Source organism: Acinetobacter lanii (assembly GCF_011578285.1).
Classification (GTDB): Bacteria; Pseudomonadota; Gammaproteobacteria; order Pseudomonadales; family Moraxellaceae; genus Acinetobacter; species Acinetobacter lanii.
In genome coordinates this window covers 930,283-948,928 of record NZ_CP049916.1, presented here as the reverse complement: position 1 = coordinate 948,928, position 18,646 = coordinate 930,283, and the positions used below count along the sequence as shown (strand labels likewise).

Here is an 18,646-nt window from a genome sequence, read left to right as displayed (position 1 = left end):
ATGAACATGCAACAAGCTTTAAACAACATCACTAAAAATATCGAATTGACCCAAGCGCAAATGGAAGATGTGATGCGCATCATCATGAATGGTGAAGCGACTGAGGCACAAATCGGTGCTTTAATGATGGGACTTCGCCTAAAAGGTGAAAGTATTGATGAAATTACCGCAGCCGCACGTGTGATGCGTGAATTTGCCATTAAAATCGATGTCAGTGATGTGCCATATTTGGTCGATATTGTCGGCACAGGCGGTGATGGGCAAAACCTATTTAATGTCTCAACTGCCTCCGCTTTTGTGATTGCAGCAGCCGGTGCCACCATTGCCAAACATGGCAACCGTGGTGTTTCAACCAAATCGGGTTCTTCTGACTTGCTGGAAAAAGCAGGCATCAATCTTGATTTAGACATGAAACAGACTGAGCGCTGTATCCGTGAAATGGGAGTCGGCTTTTTATTTGCACCAAATCATCATAAAGCCATGAAATATGCGGTTGGTCCACGTAAAGAATTGGGTATTCGCAGTATTTTCAATTTACTTGGACCACTCACCAACCCTGCCGGCGTTAAACGCTTGGTGATTGGGGTATTTTCGCAAGAATTGTGTCGTCCCATTGCTGAAGTCATGAAGCAGCTCGGTGCTGAACACGTGATGGTGGTGCACTCTAAAGACGGTCTTGATGAAATCAGCTTGGCTTCTACCACCTATGTGGCTGAGTTAAAAAATGGCGAAGTCACCGAATGGGAAATCACCCCAGAGCATGTCGATATAGAATCGCAAACTTTGGTCGGCTTAATGATTGAAGACTCAGTGCAAAGTTTTGAACTGATCAAAAATGCTTTAGGAAAAAACAAATCTGCCAATGGTGAAAAAGCAGCCAATATGATTGCACTCAATGCAGGCGCCGGCATTTATGTGTCAGGCTTAACCACCAGCTACAAGCAAGGTGTCGCTTTGGCGCACGACATTATTTACGGCGGTCAAGCACTGGAAAAACTCAGTGTATTGTCTGAATTCACCAAAACCATCAAGCACTACCAAGCTTAAAGACAAGGAAATAGTCATGGTCGATATCGCCAATACGATTTTAGGTAAAATTATTGAGCGCAAACATGAAGAGTTTGCCTTACGCTTAAAGCAACGTAGTTTGTATGATGTAGAGCAACTCGCTCAAGCAGCAACCCCAGTGCGTGGCTTTGCTGATGCACTTCGCAGTAAACAACCGGGTGTGATTGCGGAAATCAAGAAAGCCTCTCCATCTAAGGGCGTGATTCGTGAGAACTTCAACCCTGCGGAAATTGCCGAGCAATATCAAAGTGCCGGTGCAGCATGTTTATCAGTTTTAACAGATGTTGATTTCTTCCAAGGTGCTGATGAAAATATTCAGATTGCACGTTCACACTGTGATTTGCCGGCACTGCGTAAAGACTTTTTGATTGATCCTTATGGCGTGATTGAAGCACGTGCTTTACATGCCGATTGTGTTTTATTGATTGTGGCGTGTTTATCCAATCAACAATTGGAAGAAATGTCGCAAACTGCATTTGAACACAATTTAGATGTGTTGGTCGAAGTGCATGATGAAGCTGAACTTGAACGTGCTTTACGTTTAAATGAGCGTTGTTTGTTAGGAGTCAACAACCGAAACCTTAAAACCTTTGATGTGGATTTAAATACATCTTTACGTTTGAAAAAATTGCTCGATCCAACGCGTTTATTGGTGACTGAAAGTGGTATTGCGACACCTGAAGATGTACAAATGATGCAGCAAAATGACATTCATGCCTTCTTGGTCGGTGAAAGTTTTATGAAACAACCGCGTCCTGATCAAGCCTTTACTGTCCTATTCGGAACACCAAAAAACATCTAATTCAACACTGATAAAAAAAATGGGAGCGAATGCTCCCATTTTTAATGCTTTTTATAGTGTGATTTTATGGTTTGATTACATTGTTCTGATCAATTTTTTGGATTTAAGCAGATTTATCGCTGCGCTAAATTTGACTTACAGCTAGGCTAAATTTATTGTTGTGATTGATTTAAAGCTGATGCATTCACTTTTTTCACTGCCTTATTTACATCACGATATAGACATAATGTTTACAGTATTCTTTGCGACCATTTTCACTGTTGATGAAATGATAACTAAACTTTTCATAGCGATTGCGATGCGCATAATCATTGTTATTTTGCTGATAATCACGCAACAGCAACGTATCTCGATACGCTTGATTGCGTAATCTGATCAATAGATTCTCTTGCATGATCGTCTCCTAATAATAAAACCTATTCAGGTGATCTTTTAAAACCCACACCTCATTGTCGATAGATATTTTATGGTCTTTGCTCAGGTCTAATGCCTCACCATAATAGTTGGTCATATTGACGAAAAAGCCCGCTTCATTGTAGTTTGCCCATGCACAACGCTGGCTACTCGGATTGCTTTCTTTATAAAAGGTCAACAGCACTTGAGGGAAAATCATCCGTCAAACTCAATCTTGATGACGTCTAAATATTGGATCTTCTTCAATGAAATACACCTCATTGCTTCCTGCAAGCGCCCATTGATAAGTGCCTGAGATCCGACTTAAATGTTGATGAAAGGAATTGACCAAACTTACCAATTGATTGGATTCATCATATTCGCCCATGAATTGCATCGGTGGAAAATGATGAAACTCCTGATACATCTTATGCACTTTGACTGCTTTCATGCTCATGTTGATGCTCCTTAAGCTGACTCAAACACTAAAGGGATTTACCCCTTAATGCTCTGTGGTTTCAGATTGAAATAGGGATAAATCGAACACAGCCTATTTATTGGTATTCGGTGCCTGTTGATGTTCTTTCACATTGGCATTTTGATTGGGAGTTTGATTAGGATTGCCACCGGTTTTTTGTTGATCTTGGTTGCCTTGTTGCTGTTTTTGCTGTTGATCACCTTGATTGGCATCAGGTTGTTTGGGAGATGGATTGTTTGCATTTGAGCCGGGTTGATTGTTGGTATTTGACATGATTATTATCCTTATCGTTTTAAAATTATGTTGAAAATATAATCAACACACTCAGGATGGGCGTATTAACTCGAAATAGCTACAAGCTAGATGTATCAAGGTATATTCCAAGCAAAATATACGATAGGCAGCATTGATTTAGATCAAGATAAAATGGAAAAATAATTTGATTCATCATTTTTTATCTCGATCATATGATCGGGATTTATTCTCGCTTTTTCGATCGGGTTTAAAATTAGAATGGGTCAAATCAAGCATGCTAAGGCCAGATAAAACTCTCAGCCTTGATTACATAGGATTTAAATCTAATTCATTTCTCATTTTTTCAAATACCGACTATAATTTGTCGAAATCTAGCTGCTTTCATGTTTTAAAATTATGAGCAAACATGACTCTTCGCTTTCAAAAGATCAGTACAATTTACTGAAATCATTTAAAAAGCAAATTACCCACCCACATTCATCTGAAATCGCCAAACGTGCTGAAGCCAAAGTGCAAGAACAGCAGCTTGAAGAGGATGATTTTGCTTTGTTCCAAAAGTCGATGCAAGGTGTCCAAAGAATGGAAAACGCTAACATCGCCAAAATTGAAAAAAGCAAATCTAAAAAACTCGACAGCCAAACCTTAGCCAAACGTGCGGCAGCAATGGGTCCCATGGAAACCGATCAGGCTGAGCTGTCTGATACCCAAGCCATGCTCAACCCTGTCGGTAGTCAAGCAACCTTAAGCTATCGAATTGCGACCCTACAACACAAAGTGTTTGAAGACCTTAAAGCCGGAAATTTACGCTGGTTTGAAGCGGTTGATTTGCATGGCTGTACCGTTGAAGAAGCACGCCAAGCGGTGTTGCAGATTATTCAAATTGCCAAAGATGAAAATCAAAATGTTCTAAAAATTGTGCACGGCAAAGGTCCTGATGCAATTTTAAAAACCTACGTCAACAGTTGGCTGCGTCAACACCGTGATGTTTTGGCCTTTGTCAGCGCACCTGAAAAGCAAGGTGGCACAGGTGCCGTGTTGGTTTTACTGAAACGTGCCGAAAAAAACCCAAAGTTTAATCAATAATCGGAATTTTTCCCGAAATCAGGGCATTTTAGCGGTTTTCTGCTACAATGCCGTCCTTGTTCAATATCAGTGTAAGTGAACACGTCTTATGTCTATGCAGCAATCCTACGCCAACATCCTTACAGCAGTTGGTGAAGATCTCACTCGTCCTGGTCTTAAAGATACGCCAATGCGTGCTGCAAAAGCTTTTTCGTATTTAACGTCTGGCTACAGTCAAACGCTTGAAGAAGTGACCAACAAAGCAGTCTTCCCTTCTGATAACCGTGAAATGGTGTTGGTGAAAAACATCGAATTTTATTCGCTGTGTGAACATCACCTGTTGCCTTTTTATGGTCGTGTACATATTGCGTATTTGCCTGAAGGCAATGTTTTAGGTTTATCTAAATTCGCCCGTATTACAGAAATGTTTGCACGTCGCTTACAAATTCAAGAAAACCTTACTCAGCAGATTGCAGAAGCTGTGGCTGAAGTGACCGGTGCACGCGGTGTGGCTGTGGTCATTGACTCAGCACATATGTGCATGATGATGCGTGGTGTCGGGAAGCAAGAATCAACCACTCGTACTGTCTCTTTTGTTGGGGATTTTAAAACCAATAAAGATGAACGTCGTGAGTTTTTAAGTGCAGTTCCTGAAAGCCACTAAGTGCTGATGCAATTTTTGAATTTAGTGTTTTTAAAAGCCCTGCATGTTCAGGGCTTTTTTATAATCATTTTCAAAACAAAATTCAGCGCAATATTGCCCCCTAAAACACAATAATAATGTCACGATCCTGTAATAATAATTACAATTGAAACAAAAAAATTAAGAGAATCAAGGCTGATAAAATTTACAAATTACAAAGACATAGTTTGAAACATAAGTGCATGTTTTATTTTTTTTGAATAGGTTAATTTGAAAGGCACCCTATTCATTTCATTTTTTGATTTATTCAGCATCATTCATATTGGTGTTTAAAAAATCTAAGTAAAATGAATCAATAAACATAAACATCGATTCAATTTCGAGTCATAACTTTAAAACTAAAATGAAGGAAATAAAAAATGGCTACAGCGACCAAAAAAGACACCGCAAAAAAAGAAACCACTAAAAAGGAAGCACCTAAAAAAGTGGCGACTAAAGCAAAAGATGAAAAAGACACCAAGACCAAAGCTGCCACCAAAGCACCAGCCAAGTCTAAAACAGAGACCAAGGCCTCTAAAGACAAAGACACGGCGAAAGACAGCAAAAGCAAAGAGACCAAAACCAAAGACACTAAGTCGAAAGATAGCAAGGCTAAAGACAGCAAAAAAACCACAACCAAAGCAGAATCTAAAGCCAAATCTTCAGACTCAAAAACCAAAGAAGTGAAGGCAAAGTCTGAGAAAGAAAAAGACACTCAAGCCAAAACCGCGAAAGATAAAGACGACAAAGACAGCAAGGCCAAAACATCTAAAACCAAAGCATCCAACTCCAAGGAATCTAAGAAAGACACCAAGACTAAAGCTGCGGACAAAGATGCAAAATCAAGCAAAAAAGCCCCTGCGAAATCTGCATCTAAATCCACCACTAAATCTAAATCGAGTACAACGAAAGCCAAAGCGAAGAAATAAGTCGCTATAAAAATTGAAGCTGAAAAAAGTGCTGTTTGAATCATCAAACAGCGCTTTTTTATGGGGGGGGGCAAGATCACCTTGATTTTAAAATCTTGGTGACACTGCCCAATATGATTTTGATTGATTTAAACTGAATAGACGTTATTACGCCCTTGATGCTTGGCTGCATATAAAGCGGTATCGGCAGCATCCAAGAAGCGTTGATAGTCTGGATGCCCATTGTATTTGGCAATACCAATACTCACAGTAAAGCTAAAATGAATCCCACCATTGGCGCTGACGGTCGATTCTTCAACGCGACGACGAATCCGTTCTGCAATCACTTCAGCTTGACTCAGTTCAGTATCCACCAAAAGCAATAAGAATTCTTCGCCACCAATACGGAACGCATAATCACTGCCACGGGTATTTTCAATAATGACATCCGCCAACATTTGCAAGGCTTGATCGCCTGCCCCATGCCCCCAACGGTCATTGATCTTTTTAAAGAAATCCGCATCAATCGCAAGCAGTGTTAAGGAGCTCTGGCTCTTGCGGGCTAAATTGATTTCACGAGAAACAATGGTACTTAAATAACGGCGGTTTAGCAGTTGAGTCAGTGAGTCATTGCCTGAATTGATATATTCAGCGACTTGGAACAACTGCTCAATCAACAACAAAATCTGACGGTTTTTTTCACGAATTCTTTGGATATAGGTTAACGCATCGCTTCGATTTTGTTCACCGATGATCTGATCATTCAGGTCATCGACCTTATGAATCAAATCTACAATTACTTCAACTTGATCTGAACTTGAAAAGGCATATGCGGCCTTATGAATAAACCACAAACCAAATTCAGATTTAGACAGTTTCGAATGAATGATGGCAGTATTGTCAGAGAAGACCTTGTACATCAGCTCATTTTCCCAATCGAGCAATGAACCGCGTTGTTTGTCTTTCTGCACCGCGACATCTTGCATGGCAGAGAACAATCGGTATGAATGTTTAACATCATTATGCACTTCGACTTTGGCTTCATAAGTACGGCACATAATCTCAGAGGCAAAACATAAAATTTGAACAATATAATCAGCAACCGCTAACGCATTTTCAACTTGGTCTTGCTTAAGAAATTGCATCACTTTTTTCTTGATTTGACGCATCCCATGCATGATCAGCCATGAAGGTACGCCAATACGTGAGTGCACTTCACCCGCGACCAGTTGTTTTTTTACAATATCTTCAAAATTTTGTTTAAACGGCACTTCAAAACTATCGAGTAGCCACGTATTCAACGTCGAACGTAACCGACTTTGCACCATTTCATCGGTGAGAAAACAAGATGCGTTTTGTTCGGCCATCATCAGTTTATAAAACTCACTCACAAATTCAGGTGAATGACGTTTAATCAGTTCAAAGGCAGCGCTTAAATCAGTTGCAGAATATTCCTCACAAATCCCCATCCATTGCTCGGTCAACTGAGCAATATATTCTTTATCCATACAATTGATTCCAAAAATTATTTTTTAGCGTGAACTAAGATGACTGAATATATCAAATTCAATTGCAATAATGTTGTTATTTAACTTACTAATTAAATTAAGTTTTTAGAATATTTACACTAAACAATGTTGATTCAATACAACATTCAAATCTCAAAATTCTTATAATTACAATGTTATAAACTCACCAATTAATAAAATACTCACCCACAATCAAACAGATAAATTGATGAAAATAAGGCAAAGCAAGTGAGTCCATTCAAGTCAATTGCACCTTTTTTAGGCATTGAGCATGTTAAGTTTGCATAATGTTACGCTTTTTTACTTATAAATTGCTCAATAATGCACCACAATAAAACAGCATCAATGACCCTTTTAAAATAAAAACGGCTCTTTCATTTATTAAAAAATACACAATGTCGAACAATGCGAATAATCGAGGAAATACCCATGAGATTGACCGAGAGCATTCCCCTTATCCATTCGAGTCAGCACACTTCTCAAACTCATTTAGCCAAGCAAGATGCCGTACCGAGCTATGCTCAGTTATTTGATTTATTTTTAGACCCAATGGTCAGCACTCAACTCAAGCAACAACAGTCCACCCTATTTCTCAAACAACAACTTCAGCAGATCCACTTTAATGAACAATCACTTCCTCAAGATATTCATCAGATCGGGAATTTTCTAACAACGCAACACGACCAAAACTGTCAACTATTTCAGCAGTATCTTGAGCGGCGTCAGCAAGGTGGCACACGTGAATATTTTTACTCACCTTCCGCAGCCTATGATTTCTTAATTAAAGTGGCACCTGTCAAGCGTGTCGACGGTTCATGGCTTTACAGCACGACGCAATATGCTGAGCATCCGCATTTACATGATTTGATTTTAATTTATTTAGAAGAATTGGGGCTAGGCTCAGCTCAAGCGAATCATGTGTGTATGTACAATCAATTGCTTGAACAACTTAAATTATCCAAGTTTGTCGATCTGCTCGAAGATGCATATTTTTATCAGCCTGCCATACAGTTGGCATTGGCTTATGCAGGGCAAGACATGTTGCCTGAAATCATTGGCTTTAATTTGGGTTATGAACAATTGCCTTTGCATTTATTGATTAGCAATTATGAATTACGTGAACTTGGCATCGACCCGCAATATTTCAATGTCCACATTACCATCGATAACGCAGAGTCTGGACATGCCTCGAGTGCCTTGGATGCGCTCTATCGTTTAGCGCCTTTTTATCCAGCAGATGAATTTATCGAACGTGTTCGCAAGGGCTATGCACTGAATGATTGTGGCATCAGTTCAACCGAGGTGATTAATAACATTGACCTCAAAGCCCTGACTTTAAAAGTGATGCAGAATAAAGCCTTGGTCGGTCAATCCATTCACAGTGACCGCTGTCAATTTAAAGGAAGAAGCATCAATCAATGGTTATCCCACCCTGATGATGTCGCTGAATTTTTAGATCTTTTAATTGAAAAAAACTGGATCAAACTCAATCAAGATCCGACTGAAAGTCGTTTTTGGAACATGATTCAGAGTGCAGATGGTAAAATGTTTGGCGTGTTTTCCAGTGCAGAACGACAGATCATTTATGATTGGATCTCCAATCCAGCGCAAGACCCTCAATACGCCCCAACAAGCAAAATCAAAACAGCGATTTCAGTTCGTTCGCAGCACAGCAGCCCACCCGATCATTTAAAACATTTCAGTAATCTAAAAGATCAACTCGACATTGATCAACTTAATACGCAACTGAATCAAGCGGACAGTTATTCAGAAAAAGTGAATATATTGCACCCCTATCTTGCGCCGCATATGCATCATCAAACGCTTGGACTCTGGGCAACGCGGAAATATACCCAACTGCTGTTTCCGCAAGAACTGAATACCACCTTTTAAATAGGGTCCTCTAAATGGTGGTGTTCAACTCACGCACTTTAAGCTTTTTTGATACACCCGCTAGAATTTAACCGTTTAAAAATAGCGAATATAGCCGAAGCTGGTTTTATTCCAGTCTCGGTGATCTTGTTGTTGATATTCCCAACCCACTCTCAATGCATTTTGATTGTTAATCAGATACTGAAATTGGCTGTTGAGTTTGAATTGGAATTGATGTGAATCTTCCCAATACGGCAGTTCAACTTGTACCAGACTATTGACATGATCCGTCCAGATATTTTGACAGCCGACTGTTGGCCCGATGCCTACACGCCAGCCTTTGTCTAAGGCTTTTCCTGCTTCAAACTGATTCTGAATTTGTGCATAACATAAGTGCGTGCGCGCTTGATTGGCAACGCTATAGCCAAACTGCGTTTTAAGATTAAATACCCCATGCTGATCATCTTCACTGAACTGCCCATCACGGTCTAAAGCCTCTTGCCTCCAACCAATATTGAATCCCCAAGTCAGCGGAGTCTTAAACGGTGTAATCGGGTTATATGAGTTGACTGAAAGAAAATCAAAATGTTCGAGTTTGAGTTGATCATCCCGATACTGAATTGCACCATCCCAGAACATCAATTGGGTACCAATTCGAAAACCGCCTTGTGGATCAATCAGGTCGTGATAGGCCTGCCGATGGCCAAGCTCAACAAAACCTTGCCCTTGCACCTCTCCGGCTTGAATAGAGACATTACGCGCATGGTGTGCACGTGTCGGATCAGTTTTTGGGGTGGCAGGTACGCCACGTTGTTTTTCGATGACACTTTGACTTCTTAAACTAAGCAACTGACGTAAACGAGCTTGCGCAAATTTTTCTTCGACATGTCGCCCAATGAATTGCAGATACAAATCATCATAGGCCATTTCCAAAATTTGGGTTTGCTCCAACTCACTATAGTCAGCCAAAAGCGTCGACATCTCGGTCGGTTCTGCATAAGCGACCCTATGTGCCACTTTGGCCAAACGATTACCATGCTGTTTGGCTTGCGACAACAATTGAGTTTCTAAAGCAGGACGATACACGGTGTCCTGAATTAAGTTGGCCTGTTGAATCGATTTAATGGTTTCGATGGGAATCGCAGCCAGCTTAAACTGTTCAGCCAAATTGGAATTGGGGCGAACCAAATCAATTAAACCCAACAGTCGATACGCACAATTGTCACTGACGAAATAATAGGGAAAAGTGACGTGTTTCATCTCCCAAATATGCGCCACCAAAAATTGGGTTTCTTGTGGCGTTAATGCCAGTTCATATTCCCATAAATCACGGCTTTCAAAATCCCCATACTCTTTGACTTTGCGGTAGTACGGCATTAAAGAGTATTCACCCGGATATTGTCCAGTCAGCCCCTTCCATGCAAAAGCCAAATCATCACCACTGGTGACTGTGGCAGCATAATTCACTGCATAGGACACCAGATTTAAAGCTTTTTGATCTTTGGGATCAAGACGCAATAAGGTATGCCCAAACATCGAGCTTGGATTACCCATAAAATCGGTGGCATAAATTAAGGTTGCTTTATAGGGCTTAATCTGTCCCATCCACTCATCTAATTCAGGGCAAGCGACTTGTGGTAATTCATCATTTTTTATATCGAGTTTTTGAATGAGCCATCCACTACGTGCAGGAAAACGACAGCGAATCGATTGATTGGGTTCAGCTGTTGCAAATAAGGCCTGAATATTGGCCGATAATTCGTTTTTTAAATGGTTTTGACCGTCTTGGCTTATAAAATAGCCCGAATAACTGACCTCACTTTGACCTTTGGCATTGGCGTACATTAAGCGTTGCCAAGTAATGTCTTGGTCTAACTTTTGTTGTTGGGCTTTTTCAATATAGAACTGCGCTTGATTCTGCGGAACAGTAGCTGTTGTCGCCTTGGGTGCGGATTGCATCGAGTCGATTTGGACTATTTTTTTATTATTTTTAAGCTCAAAATTTTCAATGTTTTCTGATGGTGCAGCATAGCTGAGTGAGGCAACACTGCTACAAAGTGCTGCAAGGGTAAGCGCAATTTTTTTCATTCAAATTATGAGTTCAAATTTTTAATGTATCAAAAAGAGAGGTGTTCAAAACACAGATCAGAAAAAACCCCATCTATGCAGACAGGGTTTTTAGAGAACGATTAAACGTAAGCTTTAAGTACGTCGTCTTTCGCCATTACTGCTTGTAAAGATGCCAATACTTGTAAAGAGTCTTGGTTTTTGTCTGAATAGATTTCAGAGAAATTTTGTTTAGATACAGCAAAGAAACGTGCTTTATCTTCAGATTTAATGTTTAACAACTCAGCCAATACATTCAAGCTTTCGCCTTGACCGACCGCCATATCACGCGCCAACGTTTCTGCATTTTCATTGGTAAACGTTACAGCTTGTGCAGTCACAGTACCTGTACCGCTACAACCTAAAGTACCAAAGGTAATACCAAACAATTGGTTCGCAAAAATACCATTGGTTGTTGCAGCCAATAGTTTAGGAAGTTTACCTGATTGACCTGCCCAAACTTGTGAACCTACACCACAACCGGCATCACGGTCAGCGAACGCAGCAGTTGATCCTACTGCTAAAACAGCAGCCAATAAGATTTTTTTTAACATGACACTTCTCCAGAATTATCTATTTTTAGAGTGTTTTTATATCCACGTGTGCGTAACGATTACAGCACCTTTGTAAGATAGCGTTATCTTTTCGATAAGGCAAAACAAATCACTCCAAATTTTATGAATATAAATTAAACAGCTCAAGTTAATGATTTTTGAGTTGCCAATGGCCTGCTGAATCTCTATGCCCTAAGATCTTCAGCACCAACACCAAACTCAGTAGCAGCAACAAATACCACGAACCGAGTTTACCCCACCCGACCATATGCCACGCATCAACTTGTGAGGGATATAACCAAATTTTATAAAAGGTACTGATGTTTTCCGCAACCCAAATGATAAAGGCCAAAACGATCAATACAGGCAGCATCGGCAATTGAATCTGATGCTGTTGCAATTCAAAACGTATTTTAGTGCGCCAAAATATCACGACACTCCACAAAAACAAGAGATAGCGAACATCGGGAATAAAGAATTTACTCATAAAATTGATATAAGCACACAGCGCTAAAATCAACATATTGGAAAAGCTTGGTAGTTTTGAAAAAGAGACTTGATATAAACGCAGTGAACGTGCAAAGAAACTTCCCACAGCCGAATACATAAAGCCTGCAAACAGTGGCACAGTCAGTATTTTAAACACGGCCGGTTGCGGGTACTGCCAAGAGGCAATTTGAGGATGAGTCAGAAAGATTTCCATCACCATCGCCATAATATGAAATAAGGCGATAACTTTGGCTTCAGCCCAAGACTCTAATTTCAGATACAGCAGACAGACTTGAATCACCAGCGCATAAAACAGCAGATAGTCATATCTAAAAAAGCCGAAGTGGTCCTGACTGCCCATAGATGCGGTGATCGCAAACGCAATTAATAGCAAAATACCAAATAAGGCAGCCGATGCCGCCTTATAGATAAACTCAAAACTTGCTTTCAGCACCATCATCTTGATCAATCTGCATCTGTAACCGCGCGATTATGCCACAATTTCAGACCATTGAATTCAAGTGTTATAGATACTTAGCGCTGTATTCATGCACGGTGTCGATGAACACTTTTGGATTGGCAGGATCGACCCATTGGGTAATGCCATGGCCTAAATTCGCGACATAACCGGTTTTTTCACCATTGGCATAAGCATCATCCAGCATCAGTTTCACTGCTTTCTCAATACTTGCCGGTGTGCCGTATAAGGTTGCAGGGTCTAAATTACCCTGTAATGCAGCACGACCATTAACGGTTTGACGCGCTACATTCAAAGGTGTGGTCCAATCCAAGCCAAACGCATCTGCACCGGTTGCAATCATTGGTTCTAACCACTGACCGCCGCCTTTGGTGAATAAAATCACAGGCACTTTACGCCCTTCATTTTCACGTTTTAGACCAGCCACAATTTTTTGCATGTATTTCAATGAAAATTCGAGATACTCACGATGTGCCAATGCCCCACCCCAACTATCAAAGATTTGCACCGCTTGCGCGCCTGCATCAATTTGCGTATTCAGATAATCAATCACTGCATCTGCAAGTCGGTCAAGTAAGGCATGCAACACTTCAGGTTGTGCGTACATCATTTGCTTGGTGAAACGAAAATCTTTGCTTGAACCGCCCTCAATCATATAGGTCGCCAGTGTCCAAGGACTGCCTGAGAAACCAATTAAAGGCACTTGACCACCCAGCGCTGAACGGATGGTGCTCACTGCTTTCATGACATAATCAAGATCAGATTTGGCATCAAACTTAGGCAAGTTGGCAACATCTTGTTCTGTACGAATGGTTTTTTGGAATTTTGGACCTTCACCGGTTTCAAAATACAAGCCCAAACCCAAAGCATCAGGCACGGTTAAAATGTCGGAAAATAAAATCGCTGCGTCCAAATCATAACGACGCAAAGGTTGTAAAGTCACTTCACAGGCAAAATCTTGGTTTTTGCATAAAGACAGAAAGTCGCCTGCCGTGGCGCGGGTCGCTCGGTATTCAGGTAAATAACGACCTGCTTGACGCATCATCCATACGGGCGTGCAGTCGACAGGTTCACGTAATAAGGCACGTAGAAAACGATCATTCTTTAGCGTCGTCATTTACTTTCCCAAAGCAAAAATAGAATTAAGTTCATCATAACAAAATGACTTAGACTTTAGTATTTTCTTCAGATTTAAAATGTTGATCATACTGATTGATCTTTTTTGATGTTTAAACAAAACAAATACTGCATCACGATGTATTTTCTGCAATACTTCAAGGGTTTTCTATAAATCTAAATGAATAATTCTTAAGGTTGATTTTCATGTTCGTTCGCTCAATCCTTGCTTTGAGTTTAAGCTGCATTTTCGCTGGCACGGCCTTAGCAGCAACTACTTCTTCTGAACAGCCCCTAAGCCCGACCAAAGTTTCTCAAAAATCTGTGGTTCAAGATCCGATTGATCCTTTAGCGGTAGATAGTCCTGCATCTTCAGCAGCAGCAAGCCGTTCAGATGAAGCCAAAATTTCTGCACAAGAACAAAAAGATCTCAATCAAGCAGCATCTACATTACAAAACTTAGAACAAACTGAAGATGCCAGTGCTGATATCGGCAGTGCACCCGCCTCTTCTGCGGTGACTACATCTGCCTCTAATGCTCCTGCAGTTAAAGCCTCTTGGACTTTAGATGGTCTGAACAATGCCACTTGGTATGAAAACATGGGTAAAGGTCAATTCCCTGTGTATGCACGTGCGCATGTAATGTTGAATAATGCCCATGCGTCACCGGGTGCCATTGATGGCTCAAGTGGTAAAAACACGCTCAAAGCCATCGCTTCATTCCAACAAATGAGTGGTTTAAAAGCGACAGGTGTATTGACCAAAGAAACTTGGGATGCCTTAGAAGCACGTCAAGGTGGTAAACCTGCGTTTGTCGAATATACGATTACTGAAGCGGATCTTAAAGGGCCATATGCAGCGTCTATTCCAAGTGACTATGCGCTACAAGCCAAAATGAAAGGCCTCTATTACACTCGCGTGAGTGAAATGCTGGGTGAAAAATTCCATATGGATGAAGCTTTCTTAAAGAAAATTAATCCAAAGGCAACATTTAAAAAAGCCGGTGAAAAAATTATTGTGACCAGCATTCGAAATGAATTGCCGGAAAACATTCATTTGATCGTGGCACATAAAGGCGCGAAACAGCTGTATTTATTTAACAGCCAAAATCAAATGGTCGGTTCATTCCCTGCGACCATTGGTAGCTCAGATACACCTTCACCGACAGGTACCTATAAAGTCACTGGTGTTGCGCCTAACCCTTGGTACAGCTACTCGCCAAGTAACTTTGTACAAGGTAAAAACTTAAAACCGTTGTCTTTACCACCGGGTCCAAATGCACCTGTAGGTAATATCTGGATTGGTTTAAGCAAAAAATCTTTTGGTATTCACGGTACGCCAAATCCATCTGCGATTTCTAAAACCGCATCACATGGTTGTATCCGTTTAACCAACTGGGATGCCAATGACTTAGGTCGTAAGGTGAAAGCCGGTGTTACCGTCAAATTCTTAGAATAATTCTATTTTCGATAGATCAAGCCCACTTCCGAGTGGGCTTTTTATTGGCTTTAAAAAATCATTCATAAAATCATCCATTCAAGGATGTCTATCCTTATAAAAATGTTGAATCGCTCCAATACAAATAAGAGTGATAAAGACAAACTGATGAGACCTAATCATCCCAATAATGAAACAATACGTTGCTTATACCCTATTTTATCTCAGACTTTAGCACCCTAAAATAAGCTTATTGAATAACACAACAAGATTTGGAGAATGGCAATGACAACTTATTTACATCGCAGTGAAGACCGGGGTCATGTTCAAGCGGGCTGGTTGAACACACGCCATAGTTTTTCATTTGGTAGTTGGTATCATCCTGACTTTATGGGTGTTGGCCCACTGCGTGTGATCAATGATGACCATATCGCTGCGCATAATGGTTTTGGTACCCATCCACATGACAATATGGAAATTTTGACCTGTGTACTCTCAGGCACCATTTCACATCAAGACAGTATGGGCAACTCAGGTGACATTAAAGCCGGTGAATGGCAGCTCATGAGTGCGGGTACCGGTGTACGTCATAGCGAAATGAATCAATATGATCAAGACGTGCATTTATTGCAAATTTGGATTCAACCGAATGTGCGTGATGCCGAACCTACCTATCAACAAATTGAACTTAATCCTAAGCAACAACCAAATCAATGGCATTTGATTGCAGGTGCCAGTGATCAAGCACCAATGCATTTACGTCAAAATGCGGAAGTCAAAACCGCTGTATTGGATGCCGGACATCAGCTTGAAATCGCTACACAGCACAAAATCAATTATGTGCATGTGATTGAAGGTGAAGTGGAGATTGCAGGTCAAATTGTTAAAAGTGGTGATGCTTTGATGTTTGATGAAAATTCAACTGTTAAAGCCAACACAACTGCACAAATGATTTGGTTTGATCTACCTGCTTAAATAATTAATATAATCATCATCAATCCTGCTTTTCGAAGCGGGATTTTTTTTATGCAAACCATTGAGTGAACTATTGGATAGCCTGAAAATGAAAAACCCCAATCAAATGATTGGGGTTTTTCGAATTTGGCGGAAGCGGTGAGATTCGAACTCACGGAGGGGTATAAGCCCTCGTCGGTTTTCAAGACCGGTGCATTAAACCGCTCTGCCACGCTTCCATGGCCGCTATCATATAAATATTTTTTTCGCTTGGCAAATACTTTTCTGCATTTTTCTTAACGAATGTTCAAAATTAATTCAAAAGCGATTAATTCGATGAATTTTCAAGCTTTTCATAGCGAATAGCGTTCACATACCAGCTTTTTTTACCTGATGGTGTGACCACCTCGACCTCATCATCCACCTGTTTGCCCAGTAGCGCACGCGCCATGGGAGAATCAATGGAAATGTGTTGCGGATGGTGATCATAGATTTCATCCACCCCAACAATACGTAATGTTTTGACTTCACCATCATCGTTTTCAATCTCGACCCAAGCACCGAAATAAACTTTACCCTCTTGTTCAGGTGAAAACTCGATGATTCTGAGTTCTTCTAAACGCTTACCCAAGTAGCGCACACGGCGGTCAATCTTACGTAAAATTTGTTTGTTATATTGGTAGTCCGCGTTTTCCGACCGATCGCCAAGACTGGCTGCCCAATTCACTTTCTTGGTAATTTCAGGGCGTTCTTCACGCCATAAGTGTTGCAGTTCTGCGACCAATTTATCGTGCCCAGAACGGGTAATCAGATTCGATTTCATGGCTAAAAAAAGCCCAATTTTGCTTACAGTGTGGGTACACATTGCAATATTTTTCAGCTTAATTCTAGATCTATTCGATTTACAATTTTTTTATTTATTATAAATCAATAATTTAAATGTCAAATTTTAACAAAAAAAAGTACAAAATTTGACAATGCGTTTTTTGACCATTATCATGCGCTCATGTTTTAGCTTGATCACTTTTTATACAAAGAAACATTTTTCTTTGTTTTTCTATCCCACATGTCATTTTTGAATGACGTTCATGACGCCCACCCTAATTGAATTTATCAACTTTAAATGAAAGTTTTAAAGCGGATTCGCTTTTGCTTTTTTTGGGCATAAATTACTTGTAGCGGAGACAACATGCACAGTAGTTCATCTTCTGGTTCGAGGCTTTGCCTTCAATCTTTTATTTCTTCCCACACTTTAAAAGCGATGGTTCTCGCAACAGCAATAATGCCCTTTCATTCCATTAATGCGTCTAAGACCAACCAATATAATTCTGTCGTGAACAGCAACACTTTAACCGTAGTGGCCGTTTCCAATCCATCTGTAGTATTTAAAGATGGCAATTTCAGACATGGTTTTGGCTATGACTTGGTCAACAACTATGCCAAAAGTTTAAATGTACGTTTAGATTTTAAAACCGTACCCAGCAACGAAGCTGCCTTAAAAATGGTACAGCAAGGCAAAGCCAATTTTGCCGTCACCACCGCATCGGCGCATTTGATTGAAGCGAAAAAACTGACGACTTTCTCTGCCAGTTGTGGTGATTTTTCCAGTTTGAGTAAAAATGGTTTAAATACCGAGATCAATTGGGTGTTTAAACATGCCGATGATCCCTTAACGGACACCGCCAGTGGTTTTGTCTGTCAAAGCAAACAAAATGGTGCGATTAAACAATTGGCCTCATTTTATAACCGTAATGTGGTGAAACCGTCGGATTGGAATGCCATTCAAAGCGATTTAAGCAAGCGTATGCCGATCTATAAAGCGAGCTTTAAAAAATCTGCACAGAAATACAATCTCGATTGGCACTTCTTGGCTGCCATTGGTTACCAAGAATCGTATTTAAAGCCTGATTCAGTTTCGCCTACAGGCGTACGTGGCATCATGATGCTCACCGATGGTACCGCACGTGCAATGGGTGTATCCAATCGTGTAGACCCAGCACAAAGCATTCAAGGCGGTGCAAAGTACTTTGACCAAATGATGACCCGTTATGCACATATTCCGGTACAAGACCGGTATTGGTACGCTCTAGTGGCCTACAATATGGGACCGGGAGCGACTGATCAAATCATGAGCCGTTTACGTGCACAAGGCAAAAATCCCAATGATTGGATTCAAATGTATGATTATTTGAATCGTAATCAGGCACGTAATGGTCGCTATAAACAAGCGGTACAATATGTGACTCGAATTCGTTCTTATTTAGAACACATTAAAACCACGCCGAAACTGCTAAATATTTAATAAGGTTGAGCATCGGGTTTTAAGTGGCATCACCAAGTCATGCAGACAAAGCTCAGTTGAGTCGCATATGTCATATATAGCGTTTTGATTCCTCTCTGATACCTTGATGTAACATGAATGATGTTGAATCGTTTAAACTTAAATCGGTGTTGAACCTTATT

At 40.5% G+C, this 18,646-nt stretch carries 19 protein-coding genes and 1 tRNA gene; 9 read left to right on the top strand and 11 right to left on the bottom strand.

The window, feature by feature from the left end:
• Both trpD and trpC read left to right on the top strand, forming a co-directional pair.
• On the top strand, positions 1–1,047 hold the full coding sequence (gene trpD, locus G8D99_RS04380; RefSeq protein WP_166322978.1) for an anthranilate phosphoribosyltransferase: 1,047 nt from the start codon (positions 1–3) through the stop codon (positions 1,045–1,047).
• Between the two features lie 16 nt (positions 1,048–1,063).
• Entirely contained in the window at positions 1,064–1,870 is an 807-nt protein-coding gene (trpC, locus tag G8D99_RS04375) for an indole-3-glycerol phosphate synthase TrpC (protein ID WP_166322976.1), read from the top strand.
• Positions 1,871–2,075: 205 nt separating this feature from the next.
• Here the strand turns inward: trpC and G8D99_RS04370 are convergent, their stop codons facing one another.
• The 4 genes from G8D99_RS04370 to G8D99_RS04355 all read right to left on the bottom strand — a co-directional run bounded on the left by G8D99_RS04370 (position 2,076) and on the right by G8D99_RS04355 (position 3,014).
• Positions 2,076–2,264, bottom strand: coding sequence for a hypothetical protein (locus G8D99_RS04370; RefSeq protein ID WP_166322974.1), 189 nt, complete (start codon positions 2,262–2,264; stop codon positions 2,076–2,078).
• A gap of 9 nt (positions 2,265–2,273) precedes the next feature.
• A complete protein-coding gene (locus G8D99_RS04365) occupies positions 2,274–2,483 on the bottom strand; it encodes a hypothetical protein (protein ID WP_166322972.1) in 210 nt (69 codons plus the stop codon).
• Positions 2,484–2,492: 9 nt separating this feature from the next.
• Complete coding sequence (locus G8D99_RS04360) at positions 2,493–2,720, bottom strand: hypothetical protein (RefSeq protein WP_166322970.1); 228 nt, start codon at positions 2,718–2,720, stop codon at positions 2,493–2,495.
• 93 nt (positions 2,721–2,813) lie between these two features.
• Positions 2,814–3,014, bottom strand: a complete 201-nt coding sequence (locus G8D99_RS04355) for a hypothetical protein (protein WP_166322968.1) — start codon at positions 3,012–3,014, stop codon at positions 2,814–2,816.
• A gap of 378 nt (positions 3,015–3,392) precedes the next feature.
• Between G8D99_RS04355 and G8D99_RS04350 the strand changes: the two genes are divergently transcribed.
• The 3 genes from G8D99_RS04350 (at position 3,393) to G8D99_RS04340 (ending at position 5,669) form a co-directional block, all read left to right on the top strand.
• Positions 3,393–4,079, top strand: a complete 687-nt coding sequence (locus G8D99_RS04350) for a Smr/MutS family protein (RefSeq protein WP_166322966.1) — start codon at positions 3,393–3,395, stop codon at positions 4,077–4,079.
• Between the two features lie 94 nt (positions 4,080–4,173).
• Positions 4,174–4,722, top strand: a complete 549-nt coding sequence (folE, locus tag G8D99_RS04345) for a GTP cyclohydrolase I FolE (RefSeq protein ID WP_171522593.1) — start codon at positions 4,174–4,176, stop codon at positions 4,720–4,722.
• A gap of 398 nt (positions 4,723–5,120) precedes the next feature.
• Positions 5,121–5,669 (top strand): hypothetical protein, encoded by a 549-nt coding sequence (locus G8D99_RS04340; protein WP_166322962.1) that lies wholly within the window; start codon positions 5,121–5,123, stop codon positions 5,667–5,669.
• Between the two features lie 128 nt (positions 5,670–5,797).
• On the opposite strand, the gene G8D99_RS04335 is transcribed toward G8D99_RS04340, so the two are convergent.
• Positions 5,798–7,156 (bottom strand): diguanylate cyclase, encoded by a 1,359-nt coding sequence (locus G8D99_RS04335; protein ID WP_166322960.1) that lies wholly within the window; start codon positions 7,154–7,156, stop codon positions 5,798–5,800.
• Between the two features lie 450 nt (positions 7,157–7,606).
• Here G8D99_RS04335 and G8D99_RS04330 point away from each other — a divergent pair, with 450 nt between their 5' ends.
• A complete protein-coding gene (locus G8D99_RS04330; protein WP_166322957.1) occupies positions 7,607–9,070 on the top strand; it encodes an iron-containing redox enzyme family protein in 1,464 nt (487 codons plus the stop codon).
• 75 nt (positions 9,071–9,145) lie between these two features.
• On the opposite strand, the gene G8D99_RS04325 is transcribed toward G8D99_RS04330, so the two are convergent.
• The 4 genes from G8D99_RS04325 to hemE all read right to left on the bottom strand — a co-directional run bounded on the left by G8D99_RS04325 (position 9,146) and on the right by hemE (position 13,793).
• Positions 9,146–11,008 carry an Lnb N-terminal periplasmic domain-containing protein gene (locus tag G8D99_RS04325; protein ID WP_166327514.1) on the bottom strand — a complete coding sequence of 621 codons (1,863 nt, stop codon included), beginning with the start codon at positions 11,006–11,008 and terminating at the stop codon, positions 9,146–9,148.
• Positions 11,009–11,238: 230 nt separating this feature from the next.
• Positions 11,239–11,709, bottom strand: coding sequence for a DUF3015 family protein (locus G8D99_RS04320; protein WP_166322955.1), 471 nt, complete (start codon positions 11,707–11,709; stop codon positions 11,239–11,241).
• A gap of 148 nt (positions 11,710–11,857) precedes the next feature.
• A complete protein-coding gene (locus G8D99_RS04315; protein ID WP_166322953.1) occupies positions 11,858–12,658 on the bottom strand; it encodes a DUF817 domain-containing protein in 801 nt (266 codons plus the stop codon).
• 64 nt (positions 12,659–12,722) lie between these two features.
• Complete coding sequence (gene hemE / locus G8D99_RS04310; protein ID WP_166322951.1) at positions 12,723–13,793, bottom strand: uroporphyrinogen decarboxylase; 1,071 nt, start codon at positions 13,791–13,793, stop codon at positions 12,723–12,725.
• Positions 13,794–13,999: 206 nt separating this feature from the next.
• On the opposite strand from hemE, the gene G8D99_RS04305 reads away from it, so the two are divergent.
• On the top strand, positions 14,000–15,250 hold the full coding sequence (locus G8D99_RS04305; RefSeq protein ID WP_166322949.1) for a L,D-transpeptidase family protein: 1,251 nt from the start codon (positions 14,000–14,002) through the stop codon (positions 15,248–15,250).
• A gap of 264 nt (positions 15,251–15,514) precedes the next feature.
• Positions 15,515–16,204, top strand: a complete 690-nt coding sequence (locus G8D99_RS04300; protein WP_166322947.1) for a pirin family protein — start codon at positions 15,515–15,517, stop codon at positions 16,202–16,204.
• A 127-nt stretch (positions 16,205–16,331) separates the two neighbouring features.
• Here G8D99_RS04300 and G8D99_RS04295 read toward each other — a convergent pair.
• Together G8D99_RS04295 and greB are read right to left on the bottom strand one after the other, a co-directional pair.
• Positions 16,332–16,422: transfer RNA gene (locus tag G8D99_RS04295), tRNA-Ser, on the bottom strand.
• Between the two features lie 89 nt (positions 16,423–16,511).
• Positions 16,512–17,006 carry a transcription elongation factor GreB gene (greB, locus tag G8D99_RS04290; RefSeq protein ID WP_166322945.1) on the bottom strand — a complete coding sequence of 165 codons (495 nt, stop codon included), beginning with the start codon at positions 17,004–17,006 and terminating at the stop codon, positions 16,512–16,514.
• Positions 17,007–17,372: 366 nt separating this feature from the next.
• On the opposite strand from greB, the gene G8D99_RS04285 reads away from it, so the two are divergent.
• Positions 17,373–18,485, top strand: a complete 1,113-nt coding sequence (locus G8D99_RS04285; RefSeq protein ID WP_166322943.1) for a transglycosylase SLT domain-containing protein — start codon at positions 17,373–17,375, stop codon at positions 18,483–18,485.
• Positions 18,486–18,646: the final 161 nt, after the last annotated feature.

Excerpts from the sequence above, each read along its gene's own strand:
- trpD (WP_166322978.1), top strand. The coding sequence starts at position 1 with ATGAACATGCAACAAGCTTTAAACAACATCACTAAAAATATCGAATTG.
- trpC (WP_166322976.1), top strand. The coding sequence starts at position 1,064 with ATGGTCGATATCGCCAATACGATTTTAGGTAAAATTATTGAGCGCAAA.
- G8D99_RS04370 (WP_166322974.1), bottom strand. The coding sequence starts at position 2,264 with ATGCAAGAGAATCTATTGATCAGATTACGCAATCAAGCGTATCGAGAT.
- G8D99_RS04365 (WP_166322972.1), bottom strand. The coding sequence starts at position 2,483 with ATGATTTTCCCTCAAGTGCTGTTGACCTTTTATAAAGAAAGCAATCCG.
- G8D99_RS04360 (WP_166322970.1), bottom strand. The coding sequence starts at position 2,720 with ATGAGCATGAAAGCAGTCAAAGTGCATAAGATGTATCAGGAGTTTCAT.
- G8D99_RS04355 (WP_166322968.1), bottom strand. The coding sequence starts at position 3,014 with ATGTCAAATACCAACAATCAACCCGGCTCAAATGCAAACAATCCATCT.
- G8D99_RS04350 (WP_166322966.1), top strand. The coding sequence starts at position 3,393 with ATGAGCAAACATGACTCTTCGCTTTCAAAAGATCAGTACAATTTACTG.
- folE (WP_171522593.1), top strand. The coding sequence starts at position 4,174 with ATGCAGCAATCCTACGCCAACATCCTTACAGCAGTTGGTGAAGATCTC.
- G8D99_RS04340 (WP_166322962.1), top strand. The coding sequence starts at position 5,121 with ATGGCTACAGCGACCAAAAAAGACACCGCAAAAAAAGAAACCACTAAA.
- G8D99_RS04335 (WP_166322960.1), bottom strand. The coding sequence starts at position 7,156 with ATGGATAAAGAATATATTGCTCAGTTGACCGAGCAATGGATGGGGATT.
- G8D99_RS04330 (WP_166322957.1), top strand. The coding sequence starts at position 7,607 with ATGAGATTGACCGAGAGCATTCCCCTTATCCATTCGAGTCAGCACACT.
- G8D99_RS04325 (WP_166327514.1), bottom strand. The coding sequence starts at position 11,008 with ATGCAATCCGCACCCAAGGCGACAACAGCTACTGTTCCGCAGAATCAA.
- G8D99_RS04320 (WP_166322955.1), bottom strand. The coding sequence starts at position 11,709 with ATGTTAAAAAAAATCTTATTGGCTGCTGTTTTAGCAGTAGGATCAACT.
- G8D99_RS04315 (WP_166322953.1), bottom strand. The coding sequence starts at position 12,658 with ATGATGGTGCTGAAAGCAAGTTTTGAGTTTATCTATAAGGCGGCATCG.
- hemE (WP_166322951.1), bottom strand. The coding sequence starts at position 13,793 with ATGACGACGCTAAAGAATGATCGTTTTCTACGTGCCTTATTACGTGAA.
- G8D99_RS04305 (WP_166322949.1), top strand. The coding sequence starts at position 14,000 with ATGTTCGTTCGCTCAATCCTTGCTTTGAGTTTAAGCTGCATTTTCGCT.
- G8D99_RS04300 (WP_166322947.1), top strand. The coding sequence starts at position 15,515 with ATGACAACTTATTTACATCGCAGTGAAGACCGGGGTCATGTTCAAGCG.
- greB (WP_166322945.1), bottom strand. The coding sequence starts at position 17,006 with ATGAAATCGAATCTGATTACCCGTTCTGGGCACGATAAATTGGTCGCA.
- G8D99_RS04285 (WP_166322943.1), top strand. The coding sequence starts at position 17,373 with ATGCACAGTAGTTCATCTTCTGGTTCGAGGCTTTGCCTTCAATCTTTT.